At 70.6% G+C, this 15,550-nt stretch carries 9 protein-coding genes; 4 read left to right on the top strand and 5 right to left on the bottom strand.

Annotated elements, in window-relative coordinates; genetic code table 11:
* Nucleotides 1–129: 129 nt before the first annotated feature.
* The 3 genes from leuE to ACQP2T_RS47440 form a co-directional block, all read right to left on the bottom strand.
* A complete protein-coding gene (gene leuE, locus ACQP2T_RS47450) occupies nt 130–810 on the bottom strand; it encodes a leucine efflux protein LeuE (RefSeq protein ID WP_433511403.1) in 681 nt (226 codons plus the stop codon).
* Nucleotides 811–857: 47 nt separating this feature from the next.
* Nucleotides 858–2,063 (bottom strand): serine hydrolase domain-containing protein, encoded by a 1,206-nt coding sequence (locus tag ACQP2T_RS47445; RefSeq protein WP_433511402.1) that lies wholly within the window; start codon nt 2,061–2,063, stop codon nt 858–860.
* Between the two features lie 70 nt (nt 2,064–2,133).
* A complete protein-coding gene (locus tag ACQP2T_RS47440) occupies nt 2,134–3,000 on the bottom strand; it encodes a hypothetical protein (protein ID WP_433511401.1) in 867 nt (288 codons plus the stop codon).
* Between the two features lie 99 nt (nt 3,001–3,099).
* Between ACQP2T_RS47440 and ACQP2T_RS47435 the strand changes: the two genes are divergently transcribed.
* Nucleotides 3,100–6,333, top strand: a complete 3,234-nt coding sequence (locus ACQP2T_RS47435) for a BTAD domain-containing putative transcriptional regulator (protein WP_433511400.1) — start codon at nt 3,100–3,102, stop codon at nt 6,331–6,333.
* Here the strand turns inward: ACQP2T_RS47435 and ACQP2T_RS47430 are convergent.
* The gene (locus ACQP2T_RS47430; RefSeq protein ID WP_433511399.1) at nt 6,306–7,928 is read right to left on the bottom strand and encodes a CocE/NonD family hydrolase; all 1,623 of its coding nucleotides are present in this window, start codon (nt 7,926–7,928) and stop codon (nt 6,306–6,308) included. The genes ACQP2T_RS47435 and ACQP2T_RS47430 overlap by 28 nt on opposite strands.
* A 192-nt stretch (nt 7,929–8,120) precedes the next feature.
* Here ACQP2T_RS47430 and ACQP2T_RS47425 point away from each other — a divergent pair, with 192 nt between their 5' ends.
* The 3 genes from ACQP2T_RS47425 (at nt 8,121) to ACQP2T_RS47415 (ending at nt 13,899) form a co-directional block, all read left to right on the top strand.
* A complete protein-coding gene (locus ACQP2T_RS47425) occupies nt 8,121–9,953 on the top strand; it encodes a M14 family zinc carboxypeptidase (RefSeq protein ID WP_433511398.1) in 1,833 nt (610 codons plus the stop codon).
* A gap of 405 nt (nt 9,954–10,358) precedes the next feature.
* Nucleotides 10,359–12,047 (top strand): fibronectin type III domain-containing protein, encoded by a 1,689-nt coding sequence (locus ACQP2T_RS47420; RefSeq protein WP_433511397.1) that lies wholly within the window; start codon nt 10,359–10,361, stop codon nt 12,045–12,047.
* A gap of 196 nt (nt 12,048–12,243) precedes the next feature.
* Nucleotides 12,244–13,899, top strand: coding sequence for a carbohydrate binding domain-containing protein (locus ACQP2T_RS47415; RefSeq protein ID WP_433511396.1), 1,656 nt, complete (start codon nt 12,244–12,246; stop codon nt 13,897–13,899).
* 42 nt (nt 13,900–13,941) lie between these two features.
* On the opposite strand, the gene ACQP2T_RS47410 is transcribed toward ACQP2T_RS47415, so the two are convergent.
* Nucleotides 13,942–15,525: a molybdopterin-dependent oxidoreductase gene (locus ACQP2T_RS47410; protein WP_433511395.1), complete on the bottom strand. Its 1,584-nt coding sequence runs from the start codon at nt 15,523–15,525 to the stop codon at nt 13,942–13,944.
* Between the last annotated feature and the right edge of the window lie 25 nt (nt 15,526–15,550).

Below are 15,550 nucleotides of genomic sequence, written 5' to 3'. Positions count from 1 at the left end.
GGTATGCCACTGCCTCTTTTGCCACGTTCCATGAGTTTGTGGCTGTCCGACTCGGTGCGGCGCGGGTGGCGCGCCGCCGCCGATCGTCACTCAACCAAAGTTCGCTTGAGCCCCGCCGTACGCGCGGTTTCAGCTCAGTGAAGTGGTCGCCAACTTGGCCCCGAAACCGAGGAACAGGGCGCCGACACCCGAGGTCAAGCCCGCGCTAAGTTTTCTTCGGGCGCGGAACTGGGTGGCCAGGAAAGTGCCCCCGAGGATGAGCGCGGTGAGGTAGAGCAGGCTGAAGACCTGGATGATCGCGCCCAGGATGAGGAACGACAGCACGGGCGCGGTGTAGCCCGGATCCACGAACTGGATGAAGAAGGAGACAAAGAAGAGGATCGCCTTGGGGTTGAGCAGGCTGATCGTCAGCGCCTTGCGGAACGGGCGGAGCCGGTTGCCCGGGATTTCCGCGTCAGCGGTCTCGGCCGGGGCGGTGTCAGCGGTCTCGGCGATGCCGGGCCGGGAGCGCCAGGCGCGCCACGCACTCCGCAGCATCTGGAAGCCGATCCACGCCAGGTAGCCGGCGCCCGCGTACTTGACGATGCTGAACAGCACCGGGCTGGAGCGCAGCAGGGACGCCGCGCCCGCGGCCGTGAAGGCCATGAGCACCGTGTCACCGACGAAGACGCCCGCCGCGGCCCGGTAGCCGTGCCGCACCCCATGCTGGGCGGCCGCGCTCAGGACGTACAGGGAGTTGGGGCCCGGCAGCAGGATGATGAGGAAGGCACCGAGGACGTAGGTCGAGAGATCCGTGATACCGAAGAACATGCCGCTCGCTCCTGGAATGCGTAATGACAAGCCAGGGTATCGCGCGATTAATCCCTCGGCGCGTACCAAATACCTCCATACGCTTGCTGGTAGCCGAGCGCCCGATAAGTGGCGTCCGCCAGGGCCTGGCCGCGCGGGTTGACGCCGAGTCCGATGCCCTGCTTGTTCATCGTGTAGCCGAAGGCCAGCCGGGCCGCCGGGTCGCAGAAGCCGAGCGAGCCGCCCATGCCCGCGTGCCCGAACGCGGTCGCCGACAGCAGCGCGCCCTCGCTGTCGGCGGGCGGCAGGTACCTGTTGTCGACCGCCTTCATGAACCCGGTCGAGAACCGGGTCGGCACGGCCAGCACCGCGTCGGTCCCGGCCGAGGCGGTCAGCCCCATGACGGCCAGCTGCTCCTCGGTCACGAGCTCGCCACCCCCGAGGGACAGCGGCCGGTACATGCCCGCCAGACCCCTGGCATTCGTCACCGCGCCGACGGCGCCGTATTCGGCCGCGTGCGCCTCGCGGCTGTCCGACTCGCCGGGGGTCGTCATGTAGCCGCCCTCGTTGGCCAGCAGCAGCCCCGGAATCGAGGCGGGATCGGTGAACGCCTGGACGTAGAACATGGGCGGGTCCGACGGCGGGTCGGCGGGGATCGTGGGCGCCACCCGGCCTTCCTGCTCCTCGGGCAGGCCCAGCCAGAAGTCCAGGCCGAGCGGCTCGGCCACCTCCTCGCGGAAGAACGTGCCGAGCGAGCGCCCGCTCACCCTGCGGACGACCTCGCCGACCAGGAACCCGAACGTCAGCGCGTGATAGCCGTGCCTGCTGCCCGGCTCCCAGAACGGCCGCTCGCCGGCCAGCCGATCGACCATCAGCTTCCAGTCGTAGAACGCGCCGGGCGCCAGCGGCTCGCGCAACACCGGAACCCCCGCCTGGTGCGAGAGCAGATGCCTGACCAGCGTCGCCTGCTTGCCATGGGCGCCGTACTCGGGCCAGTAGCGGACGACGGGGGCGTCGAGATCCAGCTCACCGCGCGCGGCCAGCATGTGCGCGCAGAGCGCCGTGGCGCCCTTCGTACATGACCAGACATGGCCGATGGTGTCGTGCAGCCAGGGGACGCCGGGCGCGGCCTGGCCACCCCAGAGATCGACGACCATCTCACCGTCGAGCACCACGCACACCGACGCGCCGACCTCGCCGCGAAGTGCGAGGTTGCGATCGAACTCGTCCGCGACCTGGGAGAACCTGGGGTCGCACGTCCCTTGTACGGTCATTGCCCGAATCCATCACGAAAGCCGACCGGTGTAAACCGACAGCCCCGACGGCCTCGGGTCTGAGGTTCTGTCAGGTGAAGAGCTCGTCGGCGGAGGTAATGGTCAGGGCCTGGTGGGCCCATGATTCGAGGACGGCTACGTCGGTGCAGGTGCGGATGCGCTCGCGAGCCTCCTCGGAGATGGTGATGCCTCGGTCGTTGAGGATCAGTAGCAGCATCTTGGCCTCGCCCTCTGCATGGCCTTCTGCGCGGAGCTGCTGGGCGAATTCGGACTGGTAGCGGTACGTCTTGGTCGACATCAGTGTTCTCCAGAGTTGTCGGGCGTCCGTGTCGCCGAGGCCCACTTCGGTGAGTTCGGCGCAGTAGCCGGCGGTGCCGGGGTCGATCGTGTCCAGGGCTGTGGCCAGGACTTCAAGTATGTCAGCGACCTCTGGCGAACGCCCGTGCGTGAGTGCGGAAAAGACGGTGAGCCACACGTCGGCCGACGCCTCGGCCACGTCGGTTATCGCCGGGACGTTGTCGGGACCCAGCACGATCGGCTGGAGGGTCAGGGTCGGCCTGTCAGGCAGGCCGATCGTCTTCGGGCGCCGGGCCCAGCGGGCGGTGATCCCGTCCAGGCACACCACCACCAGGATGACCGGGCAGCGGTGTTTGGCATGCAGGTAGCTCACGTAATAAGCCCAGCTGCTGGACTTCTTGGGTTTGGCGCCGGTCTGGGCCTCGATGATGACCAAGTGGTCTCCGAGGTCGGTCTTCAGCTGAAGCACCGTGTCGACCCGGCGCTCGATCGGGGAGAGCTCGGTGAGGTCGGTGTCGATGACGGAGACCGAACAGTCGGCGGGGAGGGGGATGTCGAGGAGGCGCTCGAAGGTACGGGCGAACAGAGAGGGGTCTTCCTGGAAGATCCGGTGAAGCGCCTCGTGTTGGGCGGTGACCATGCGCGGAACGTTATCGAATGACTACGCATAGTGTTCGAAAATTGACCAAGAGAGCCTCGGCGAAGCGCCCATCCGGGGGAAAGCGGCAGGATGGGTTTCGTGCGGATATCCATCCTGGGGACACTGGAAGTGACCGGCGCGGAGCCGATCGCGGTCGGTGGGTTCCGGTTACGGGCGCTCCTGGCCATCCTCGCCCTCGAAGCCGGGCGGACCGTCACCTCGGAGCGGCTGATCGACATGCTCTGGCCGCAGGAGCCGCCGGGCAACGCCGCCAACGCGCTGCAGACGCTGGTCAGGCGGCTGCGTGTGGCGCTCAGGCCGTACGAGATCGTGGAGAGCCGGACGGGTGGCTATGCGCTGGCCGTCGACGCCGACCTGGTCGACGCGCTGCGCTTTCGCCGCCTGACCAGTCTGGCGAAGCTCGATCCGACCAGGCTCGCGAAGCTCGATGAGGCGCTCGCGCTCTGGCGTGGGCCCGCGCTCGCCGGTCTCGGCGCCGTGCCGTACCTGGCCAACGTGGCCGCCGGGCTGGAGGAGGACCGGCTGGCCGCGATCGAGGCCCGCGCCGAGGCGCGGCTGGCGGCCGGGCTGGTGGCCGATCTGGCCACGGAGGTCGCCGCGCACCCCCTCCGTGAGCGGCTGTGCGCGCTGGAGATGCGGGGGCTGGCCGCCGCCGGGCGGCAGGCCGACGCGCTGGCCCTGTTCGAGCGCACCCGCCGGACGCTCGCCGACGAGCTCGGCGTCGACCCGGGGCCCGAGCTGCGCGCCGCCCACCTGGCGGTCGTGTCGGGCGAGGTTCCCGTACGGCAGGACCCACCCAAGGGTCTGCCCAAGGGCAACGTCCGGGTCCCCCTGACCACGTTCATCGGCCGCGAGGACGAGCTGGACCTGCTGACCACCGTCCTCGGTCACGCCCGGATGGTCTCGATCGTCGGACCGGGCGGCGCGGGCAAGACCAGGCTGGCCGCCGAGGCGGCCCTGCGCATGGGCACGCGGTTCGACGGGGCGTGGATGGTCGAGCTGGCCTCTGTCACCGACCCCACGGCTCTGCCCGGCGCGGTGCTCGACGCCCTCGGCCTGCGCGAGGACCGGCCGGGCTACTCGCATCACCGGCCGGATATGACCGACTATCCGCACCAAAGGCAGGACACACCGGGCGCCTGGGCGGACGGGCGACCGGGAGGGGACAGGGAACCGGGAGGGGCCGGGCGGCTTGGCGGGGACGGGCCGCTCCAGCAGGTGGTCGAGGCCCTGGGCGAGCGCCGGGTGCTGATCGTGCTGGACAACTGCGAGCACCTCGTCGACGCCGCCGCGCGCCTGGCCGATGACCTGCTGGCCGGCTGCCCCGGCCTGCACGTGCTGGCCACCAGCCGGGAGCCGCTCGGCGTGCCGGGGGAGCGGCTGGTTCCCATTCCGCCGCTGGAGCCGCCCCCGCCCGGCGTGGACGCGACCCGAGCGGCCGAATACCCGTCGGTACGCCTGCTGCTCGACCGCGCCACCGCGGCCCGGCCCGCGTTCGCCCTCGACGAGGGGAACGTCGCGGCAGTGGTGGCCCTGTGCCGCCGGCTGGACGGCATGCCGCTGGCCATCGAGCTGGCCGCGGCCCGGCTGCGGACGATGACGCCGCGGCAGCTCGCCGACCGCATCGACGATCGCTTCCGGCTGCTGACGGGCGGCAGCCGAACGGCGCTGCCCCGCCAGCAGACGCTCAGAGCGGTGGTGGAGTGGAGCTGGGACCTGCTCGACGAGCCCGAACGCGAGCTGGCCCGCGGGTTCGCGGTCTTCGCGGGCGGCGCCACGCTCGAATCCGTCGAGGCGGTGTGCGGCGGCACCGCCCACGTGCTGGGCGCGCTGGCCGACAAGTCGCTGGTCCAGGTGTCGCCGGAGGGCCGCTATTCGATGCTGGAGACGATCCGCGCGTACGCCGCCGACCGGCTGGCCGAGACCGGGGAGATGGCGGCGTACCGGCGGCGTCATGCCGTGCACCTGCTCGATCTCGCCGAACGGGCGGTTCCCCAGCTGCGGACCGGCGCGCAGATCGAGTGGATCGAGCGGCTCTCGGCCGAGCGGGACGACTGCTCGGTGGCGCTGCGCTGGGCGCTCGACGAGCGCGACGTGGAGATCGCGCTGCGGCTCTGCGCGGCACTCAACTGGTACTGGTGGATGTGCGGCTACCGGCACGAGAGCGCGAACTGGGCGGGGCAGGTGCTCGACCTGGCGGGCGACACCCCGCCTCCGGGCCTGGTGAGGGCGTACGTGGCCTGTCTGTTCGCGGATGGGGTGAGCAAGTTCGCGTCGATCGTCAGTGATCGGGCGGCCATGCGGGTCCTGTCCGTGCGGATGAACGAGCTGATCACGGCGGCGGAGCGGGAAGGGCCCGTCCACCCGCTGCTGCTGATCAGCCGGGCCGTCATGGCGAGCGCGGCCGGGCAGGACGAGCGGGCCGCCGCGCTGCTCGATCACCTCGCCGAGAGCGACGACCTCTGGCTGGCCAGCTCGGCCAGGATGCTCGCCGGGCCGCACGCGTCCGAAGAGCGGCTGGAGCAGGCGGTGGCCGGGTTCAGGAAGCTGGGCGAACGGTGGGGGCTGAGCGAGGCGCTGCTGAATCTGGCCGCGCTGCGCGCCGCGCGCGGGGAGCCCACGGAAGATCTGATCGCCGAGACCCAGTCGCTCACCAGCGAGTGGGTGAGCTCGGAGGAGACGATCTCGACGCTGACCCGGCTGGCGACGCTCCGTGCGCAGAGCGGAGACCTCGACGGCGCCGCCGCCGACCTGGCCAAGGCCCGACGCGGAACCGCTGACCGGGCCGACGACCGGGCCGGTGCGGATGCGGAGATCTCGGCGTTCACCCTCATCCAGCTCGGCTTGGGGGAGGCCGCGCTGGCCTACCGGCTCGGCGATGTCGAGCAGAGTCTGGCCACCTACCGCGACCTGTTCCCGCTGCTGGCCGAGGCGCCGCCGATTCCGCAGCTCGCGGTGGCGGTGCACGCCGGCTACGGCAGGGCGCTGACGGCCGGTGGCGACCCCGCGGCCGGGCTCGAACAGCACCGCCTGGCGCTCGGCCTGCTGGGGACCACGCCGGATCTGCCGTACCTGTCGATCGTGCTGGCCGGGTGCGCGCTGGCCGAGCTGTCGGGCGGTGACCCGGAACGCGCGGCCGTCCTGTTCGGCGCGTCGGCCGCCGTCGAGCCGCCCGACGCGTCGGGCGACACCGTCGCGGGGACGGCGTCGGCCAGGGCCGCGCTCGGTGACGCGCGCTACGACGACCTGTACGAAAAGGGCGCCGCCATGACCAGGCAGGAGGTCTACGAGATGATCGGCAGCATCACGTAGGAGGGGTCGTGGATCGTGGTCGTGCCCTTCTGGGGGTTCCTGGCGAACCTGGGGAAGTTCGATCCCGCCACGTCGATCCTGATCCGGTGTCCGGGCCGGAAGAGGTTCGAGATCGCGCCCAGCGAGACCCTGACCTCGCGCACCTCGCCGGGCGTCAGGTCCGTCACCCGCGTGATGGCGTCGGTCAGCAGCTCGGCCCGGCCGCCGGGGTGCACGTCGATCAGCTTGACGGCGACGTCAGCGCTGGTCGCGGTGGACGACACGAGCACGATCAGCTCGACGTCCCCGGTCACCTCCAGCGCGGCGTCGAGTGGTGCGCTCTGGTGACGCAGCACGTCGCCGCGGTCGTCGAGCGGACGCTGGTCGAGCGGCCCGAAGGCGTCGAACGTCATCACCGCCCCGCCCACCGTGGGGACCGGATCGCCGGGGTCGCTGACGAACTCGCCGCCCCCGCCGCCCGCCGGGACGGTGCCGAGCGTGCCGTCCGGGCCCAGGTGGTACGCCACGCGCCGGGCGGCGGGCGGCGGCCAGTCGGTCGCGGTGCGCCACTCGTCGGCGCCCATCAGGAAGTACGTCACCGCGGCCCGGTCGGCCGGCGACTCCCCGCGCAGCCACTGGCCGAACCAGTCCAGGTGCAGGCCGGTCCAGTCGATCGCGTCCTGGCTCGCCCCTGCCCCGTAGTCCCGCCCGCAGACGTCGCCGTCCTGCGTGAAGTGCGCCCACGGGCCCACGACGAGCCGGGATCCGCCGCGCAGGTGCTGGTAGTGGCCGATGGAGGCGTCGCGGAAGTAGTCGTACCAGCCGGTGCCCACCAGAGCTGGCACCTCGATCTCGGCGTGGCGGACGGCGCCGTTCCGCCACGTCTCCGCCGCCGGGTCGGGATGATCCATCCAGTCCGCGTAGAAGGGCACGAGGTCGGTCAGGAGCGGCTGGTCGCTGAGCGGCAGGCGCTCGGCCAGCCGCAGCATGGTCTCGGGGAACCGGTCGGGGAAGCCCAGCGCCGCCAGATAGGCGTCCCTGTCGGCGGCGAGCGCCGTACCCCGCCTGATGCGGCGCTCCAGCTCGTCGAGCGCGAGAACGGCCGCGCTGACGGTCAGGACCACGTTGAGGTTGGGCACGCCTGATTGGTAGACCACCTCGTGCAGTGACGCGGGCGCCACGTGCGGCGCGATGGCCCGCAGGCCCGCCGGGCGTTCCTGGGCGGCCATGAGCTGGGTGATGCCCAGGTAGGAGTCGCCGAACATGCCGACGTTCCCGTCCGACCAGGGCCGCGTGGCCGCCCACCGCACCGCGTCGTAGCCGTCGGCGGCCTCGCCGGTGATGAAGGCGACCTCGCCGTCCGAGTCGCCGGTCCCGCGTACGTCCTGGACGACGACCGCGTATCCGGCGGCCACCAGCCGGGGCACGTCCAGGTGCATTCCGGGCCCCGGATCCGTCCTGCCGTACGGCGTGCGGGCCAGCAGCACCGGGAAGGGGCCGGGCCCCGCGGGGCGCCAGAGCGTGGCGACGAGGGTGACGCCGTCGCGGGTGGTCATGGTCTCCGTGGTCTTGATCATGGGATCTTCCTGTCGCAGGCCCTCAGCACTGATGCTCATGTCGTTCAGCGTGTCGAAACGCCCTGGTAGAGAGCTGGCATTAACCTGTCGCTCAGCTGTCAGGCTCTGGAGCCGGCAGGAAACGGGCCCACCGGACGGGCCGGAAAGTTGGGCCTTTCCCAACCACCGCAACGTCCTCACCCTCGGTTCAGGCGCGTGTCAACGACATCCCACGCGCCCGAGGAGGACTAGGTGAAACGCCGTTTTGTCATCCTGCTCGCCGTCCTCGGCCTGGTCTGCCTGACCGGCATGACCGGAGCCGGGGCCGCCGCCGAGCCGCCGCCGAACCGGCAGTATCGCGTGGAGGGGCCGGCGAACGCCCAGCAACGCAGCGCCGTCGCCGCGACCGGTGCCGCGATCGACGAGGTGGCCACGGGGTCGGTCCTGATCACCGCCACGACGGCCGAGGTGGACGCGATCAGGCGCCTCGGTTACCGGGTCTCGGAGATGCCGCGCCCGTTATCGCCGTCCGGCGGCGTCGGGACCTTTGACTTCCCGCCGGCGGACTCCGGCTACCACAACTACGCCGAGGCGACCGCCGACATCAACGCGCTCGTCGCCGCTCATCCCAACCTCGCGACGGTCTCCACGTACGGCACGTCGTACGAGGGCAGAGCCCTGCGCGTCATCAAGATCAGCGACAACGTCGCGACCGACGAGGCGGAGCCGGAGGTGCTCTTCACCGCGCACCAGCACGCCCGCGAGCACCTCACGGTGGAGATGGCGCTCTACCTGATGCACCTGCTGGTGGACAACTACGGCACCGACACCCGGATCACGAACCTGGTGAACTCCCGGGAGATCTGGATCATGCCGGACCTGAACCCGGACGGCGGCGAGTACGACATCGCCAGCGGCTCCTACCGCTCCTGGCGCAAGAACCGCCAGCCGAACAGCGGCTCGTCGGCCGTCGGGACCGACCTGAACCGCAACTGGGCCTACAACTTCGGCTGTTGCGGCGGCTCCTCCGGCAGCACCTCCAGCGAGACCTACCGCGGCGCGTCGGCCGAGTCGGCGCCCGAGGTGAAGGCCGTGGCCAACTTCGTACGCGGCCGGGTCGTCGGCGGCGTCCAGCAGATCAAGTCGAACATCGACTTTCACACCTACGCCGAACTCGTCCTGTGGCCCTACGGCTTCACCTTCAACGACACGGCTCCGGGCCTGACCCAGGACGACCACGACGCGTTCGCGGCACTCGGCCGGAACATGGCCTCCACCAACAACTACACCCCGGAGCAGGCCAGCGACCTCTACATCACCGACGGGACGATCGACGACTGGCTGTGGGGCGCGTACAAGATCTTCAGCTTCACCTTCGAGATGTACCCCGTCAGCTCCAGCCCGGGCTTCTACCCGCCGGACGAGCAGATCGTCCCGCAGACCACCCGGAACAGGGAGGCGGTGCTCCGCTTCCTCGAGTACTCCGACTGCGTCTACCGGATCATCGGCAAGGAGTCCCAGTACTGCGGCACCGGCACCCCGCCCGTGACCGTCTACTCCGACACCTTCGAGACGGGCACCGGCTGGACCGTCAACCCGAGCGCCACGGACACGGCCACCCTCGGCGCGTGGGAGCGCGGCGTCCCTGAGGCCACCACCTCCTCCGGCGCCAAGCAGCTCGCCACCACGGTCAGCGGCACCAACGACCTGGTGACGGGCCGCCTCGCGGGCACCTCCGCGGGTGACTTCGACGTCGACGGCGGCATCACCTCGATCCAGTCGCCGCCCATCACCTTGCCCGCCACCGGCACGCTCAGCCTCTCGCTGTCGTGGTACCTGGCGCACGGCTCGAACGCCTCCAGCGCCGACTACTTCCGGGTCAGGGTGGTCGGCAACACCACGACGACCGTCTTCCAGCAGGCCGGCGCGGCGGCCAACCGCAACGGGGCCTGGGCCACGGCCACGGCCGGTCTGAACGCGTACGCGGGCCAGACGGTCCGCATCCTCATCGACGCCGCCGACGCCTCGGGCGCGTCCCTGGTCGAGGCGGGCGTCGACGACGTCCGCATCACCCAGCAGAACTGATCGTCCTTCGGCCGGTCACCACGGCGGAGCAGCGAATCCGGCTGCTCCGCCGTAACCATTTCTTTGGGTCTTGTAAGACCCGGGTGTCAAGGCTACGATCGCGGCAACTCTTAGGAAACTTTCCTAAAAGAAATCATGAATCAGGAAGCCATGTCCCGGTCTCCGCCGCCCTTCTCCACTCTGACCCAGAGTGTCGCGGGCCGTCGAAGTGACCCTCCGACATGGGCGGCTCCCCTCCCACTCTGACCGGCCGAGCAAAGCGAACCCCTCCTGCTGCCACCCCCCCAGCGGCCCGCCCCACCACGCGGGCCCATGCCGTACGGCTCGCGCTCTCACCCCCCGGCGCGAGCCGTACGGCACGCCACAAGGACCTGACCCGTCACAGCCGCACCACCAGGGAATGCCATGAGATTTCGCCGCATGTTCCTCGCCTTACTCGCCGCCCTGGCCATGATGGGGGCCGGGCTCACCACCGTCTCGACCAGCGCCTACGGGGCCGTGGCCTTCGCCTACCCCGCGTGGGCGGCGTGGACGGCCTACTCCGTGGGCACCCGCGTCACCTACAACGGCGTCGACTACGAGTGCATCCAGGCCCACACCTCCCAGCCCGACTGGACGCCGGACGCCGTGCCCGCCCTGTGGAAGACCGTCTCGGGCGGCGGCGGCGACACCACCGCCCCCTCGGTGCCGGGCAACCTCCGCTCGACCGGCACGACCTCCAGCAGCGTCTCGCTGGCCTGGAACGCCTCCACCGACAACGTCGGCGTCACCGGCTACAACGTCTACCGGGGCTCGACGCTGGTGACGACGGCCACCGGCACCACCTACACCGACGGCGGGCTCGCGGCCTCCACCAGCTACACCTACACGGTCCGCGCCCGTGACGCCGCCGGGAACCTCTCCGCGGCCAGTAACTCCGTCACCGCCACCACCTCGGCCGGCACCGGCGCCCCCGGCCAGCCGGGCTCGCCGAGCGTCAGCGGGTCCACGAACAGCTCGCTCTCCCTGTCGTGGGGCGCGTCGTCGGGCACGGTCACGGGCTATCGCGTGTACGAGGGCAGCACGGTCAAGGCCACCGTCACCGGTACCTCGGCCACCATCGGCTCCCTGGGCACCTGCACCTCGCACACCTTCACCGTCAGGGCGTACAACTCGGTAGGCGAGTCGGCCTCCAGCGCCGCGGTCACCGGGACGACCACCGGCTGTACCGGCGGCGGCAGCAAGCTGCCCGGCGCCCCCTACCTCTACATGGGCTGGGGCGACCCGCCCGCGCCCGCCACGGTGATGAGCGCGACCGGCGTCAAGTCGTTCACGATGGCCTTCATCCTGTCCAGCGGCGGCTGCAACGCGGCCTGGGACGGCAGCCGTCCGCTCACCGGCGGCGCCGACGCGCAGGCGATCTCGGCCATCAAGTCGGCCGGCGGCAGCGTACAGGTCTCCTTCGGCGGCTGGTCGGGCAACAAGCTCGGCCCGAACTGCTCCTCGCCCTCGGCGTTCGCCGGCGCGGTGCAGACGGTCATCAACGCCGTCGGTCCCGCGGCCGTCGACTTCGACATCGAGAACACCGACGAGTTCGAGAGCGAGGCGGTCCAGGACCGCATCCTGAACGGCCTCAAGATCGTCAAGCAGAACAACCCCAACGTCAAGGTCGTCGTCACCTTCGGCACCTCGACCACCGGCCCCACCTACTGGGGCACCCGCCTGATCAACCGGTCGAAGGAGCTCGCGGTCCCGATCGACAACTACACGATCATGCCGTTCGACTTCGGCGGCGGCTCGAACATGTACCAAAGCACGGTCAACGCCTCCGAAGGGCTGAAGAACACCCTCAAGACGGCCTTCGGCTGGTCGGACGCTCAGGCGTACGCGCACATGGGCATCTCGGGCATGAACGGCCTGTCGGACCAGCAGGAGCTCACCTCCACGGCCACCTGGACGCAGATCCGTGACTACGCCAGGAACAACGGCCTGACCAGGCTCGCGTACTGGGCCGTCAACCGCGACCGGCCGTGCCCGGGCGGCGGGGTCGTGTCCAACTGCAGCGGGATCGCCCAGTCGAACTGGGACTTCACCAGGATCACCGCCGGCTTCTGAACGGCTCCACCGTCGGCTTCTGAACCGAAACCGACCCACTGCCGGCTCCTGAACCGGGACCGGCCCACCGCACCCGTCGCACCGGCGTCCCGCCGCCGGTGCGGCGGGTGGCCCACGAGGGCGCGGCGGCACTCTCACGAAGAGCCGAGCTTCACGAAGACGAGAACGTGAATACCCGAGAACATAGGGGACCTCCATGAACCTGCGAGGACTCGCGGCGACCGCCGCCATCGCCCTGGGCCTCATAGCCCTCCAAGCCACACCCGCCTCAGCCGCCAACATCCTGACGAACCCCGGCTTCGAGTCCGCCTTGACCGGCTGGACCTGCCAGGCCTCGGCCGCCGCCCAAGCAGTGTCACAGCCCGTTCACGGCGGTACGAGGGCCTTACAAGCCACCCCGGCGGGCAATGACTACGCCCGATGCCAGCAGACCGTGACGGTCCAGCCCAACACGACCTACCAGCTGTCGGCGTGGGTCCAGGGCAACTACATCTTCCTGGGGGCGACGGGCACCGGGATCGACGTCAGCACCTGGGGTGCCCCGGGCGGTCAATGGCAGCAGCTGAAAACGTCGTTCACCACCGGCGCGGGTGTGACGAGCGTGATCGTCTACGTCAATGGATGGTACGGCCAGGGCGCCTACTACGCCGATGACGTCGTGCTCGACGGCCCGGGTGGCGCCCCGGACACCCAGGCGCCGACCGTGCCGGGAAGCCCGGCGGTCGGCGGCGCCACCAACTCCAGCCTGACCGTGACGTGGTCCGCCTCCACCGACAACTCCGGCAGCGTCGCCCGCTACGAGGTGTCCAGGGACAACGCGGCTCCCACGGCGGTGACCGGCACCTCCTACACGGCCACCGGGCTCAGCGCCACCACGACCTACGGGTTCCGCGTCCGGGCGTGTGACGCCGCCGGCAACTGCTCGGCGTACACGGCGTCCGTCAGCGGGAAGACCACCAACGACACCACGCCGCCGCCGACCGGCGACATCCGCTACGCGCCCTACATCGACATCACCATGAACACCCCGTCTCTGGCCGGCGCCGCCGCCGCGACCGGGGTGAAGAACTACACGCTGGCCTTCGTGCTCGGCGACAGCACGGGCTGCAACCCGGCCTGGGGCGGGGTCATCCCGCTCACCGATTCCAGGATCATCAACGACGTCAAGGCGCTTCAGGCCCAGGGCGGCCAGGTGGTCGTCGCCAGCGGCGGCGCCCAGGGCCCGTACCTGGAGCACAACTGCGGCACCACCGCCACACTGCTCGCCGCCTACAAGAAGGTGCTCGACGCGGTCGGCACGAACCAGCTGGACGTCGACGTCGAGGCGTCGATCGATGTGAACAAGGTCAACAGCGCGCTGAAGCAGTTGCAGTCCGAACGCGGCACCGTGGTGAGGTACACGCTGCGCGTCCAGGCGCAGGACTACGGCCTCGACCCGTTCTCGGTGCAGATCCTCCAGGACGCCGCCGCCAAGGGCCTGAACGTGATCGTCAACCCGATGGTCATGGACTTCGGCTACACCGGCAACTGGGGCGACGCGATGGTCTCGGCCGCCCAGGCGACGCTCGGCCAGATGAAGGGCGTGTGGCCGTCGAAGACCGATGCCCAGCTCAAGCGGATGCTCGGCGTCACACCGATGATCGGCAAGAACGACACGGGCCAGACCACCACTCAGGCCGACGCCCGCAAGCTGCGCGACTGGGCCAACACCAACCACATCGGCTTCGTCGGCTTCTGGTCGGTGGGCCGCGACAACGGCGGCTGCCCCAACGGCAGCGTCTCGCCGACGTGCAGCGGGATCTCACAGTCGGCGTACGAGTTCACCGGCATCTTCAAGGGCTTCACCGGTTGAGCGTCTTCACAGCCGGATGAGGTCGGCTAACGCACCAGCCGGCTAACGCACCAACTGGGTCGGTTTCACGGGCAGGCCCTGCCCCGGCGGACGATACGTCGGCAGGGCCTCCCCGTACTCGTGCATCCACGCGTGATCGACCAGCAACCGCATCCGTCCTCCGGCGGCGACCGCCGCCGGATCCGGCGCGGCGGGCTCCATGTGGTCGACGGTCAGCTTGGCCACCGCGTCCGCCACCAGGTAGGCGTCGGGCGGCGCGAGGTCGCACCGGTCATCGGGCCCGATGAGCAACTCCACCTCGGGCGGAAGCGGATAGATCGGACGCGGGATCGCCAGCACGCGCGGCGACGGCGCCATCGGCAACCCGTCACGCACCGCTTCGAGCAGCATCGACCGCGACGACCGCCGATCGAACAGCCCCTCGGCCAGCGGCCAGCTCAGCGCGCCCACGTCCGTGCCGTCCTCGCCGCACGCGTGCAGGCACAGATACGGCACGAGCGGAACGGCCGACCCCGCCCCGGCCTGCGCCCAGCCGCCGCCACAACCGGTCAGTACGAGCAGCGCCAGCATCGCCCGGTAGGCCGTGTCGGCGTGGTTCGTCTCCAGCCGCCCAGGCACGATCATGCACCGCCCGCCGGTCCGCTCCGCCGTCGCCCCCAGCTCCCGCGCGATCTTCAGCGTGCGCGCGGCGGCCACCCCCGTGTACGCCTCCTGCCAGGCGGGCGTGTACGGCTCACCGCGATCCCCATAGCCGTCCGGCCAGCAACCCGGCAACCCCTCGCGGGCCACCCCGTACACCGCCAGCAGCAGGTCGAACACCGTCGTCACCGGCTCGTCGCCGTCCCTGACCACCGGCACCCCGCGGCGCAGCAGCCCCGGCCCGTCGTCGAAGCGCGGCAGCAGCACCTCCACCGAGTCGCCGCCGTACACGCTCAGCCCTTCGGCGGGCCGCCCGGTCAGCCCGCCGGCCACGAAGGCACCGCCGTGTTCGCGCAGCCGCACCAGGAACGGCAGGTCCGTACGCTCCATCGCGTGCCCGGCGAACGCCGCCCGCTCCAGGAAGAACTCCTTGAGCAGCACATGCCCCATGGCCATGGCCAGCGCCCCGTCGGTGCCCGGCCGGACGACCAGGGTCTCGTCCGACAGGCGCGTCGGATGCGGCCCGATCGCCACGACCTTCTGACCCTTGTAGCGCCCGGCGATCACCAGGGGCATGTCGGGCGTGCGGACGAGCCTGTTGTTCTCGCCCCACAGCAGCACATACGCCGCCCGCGGCCAGTCCTCCGGCGACGTGCCGGGGAACCCCCGGCCGAGCAGCTGATCCGGCACGCTGGACTGCTCGGTCAGCACCGCGCCGCCCAGGCCGCCGATCAGCCCGGCGAGCGGCGAGGTGGACAGCGCGGCCACCCGGTCCGCGCCGTGCTCGGTGGCCGTGTGCACGATCGCCGCGGCGGTCAGCTCGGCCGCCGTCCCGTCGTCCAGCGGAACCCGCCTTCCACCCCTGGCCTGCTGGTAGACCTGCGAATTTCCTGTGAGTTTCGCCCACGCCGCGACCGGGTCACGCAGCCCGTCTTTCACCTCGAAGTACAGCCTCACCAGAGCCTGGTTGACCTGCGATCCCCCCATGAGAAAAGTTCAGCACAGAGGGTCA

Origin of the sequence: Nonomuraea sp. CA-143628, from assembly GCF_050942315.1 — a bacterium.
In the GTDB taxonomy this organism is placed as follows: Bacteria; Actinomycetota; Actinomycetes; order Streptosporangiales; family Streptosporangiaceae; genus Nonomuraea.
Note: the sequence above shows the minus strand (reverse complement) of the source record. Positions and strands in the feature narration are given on the sequence as shown.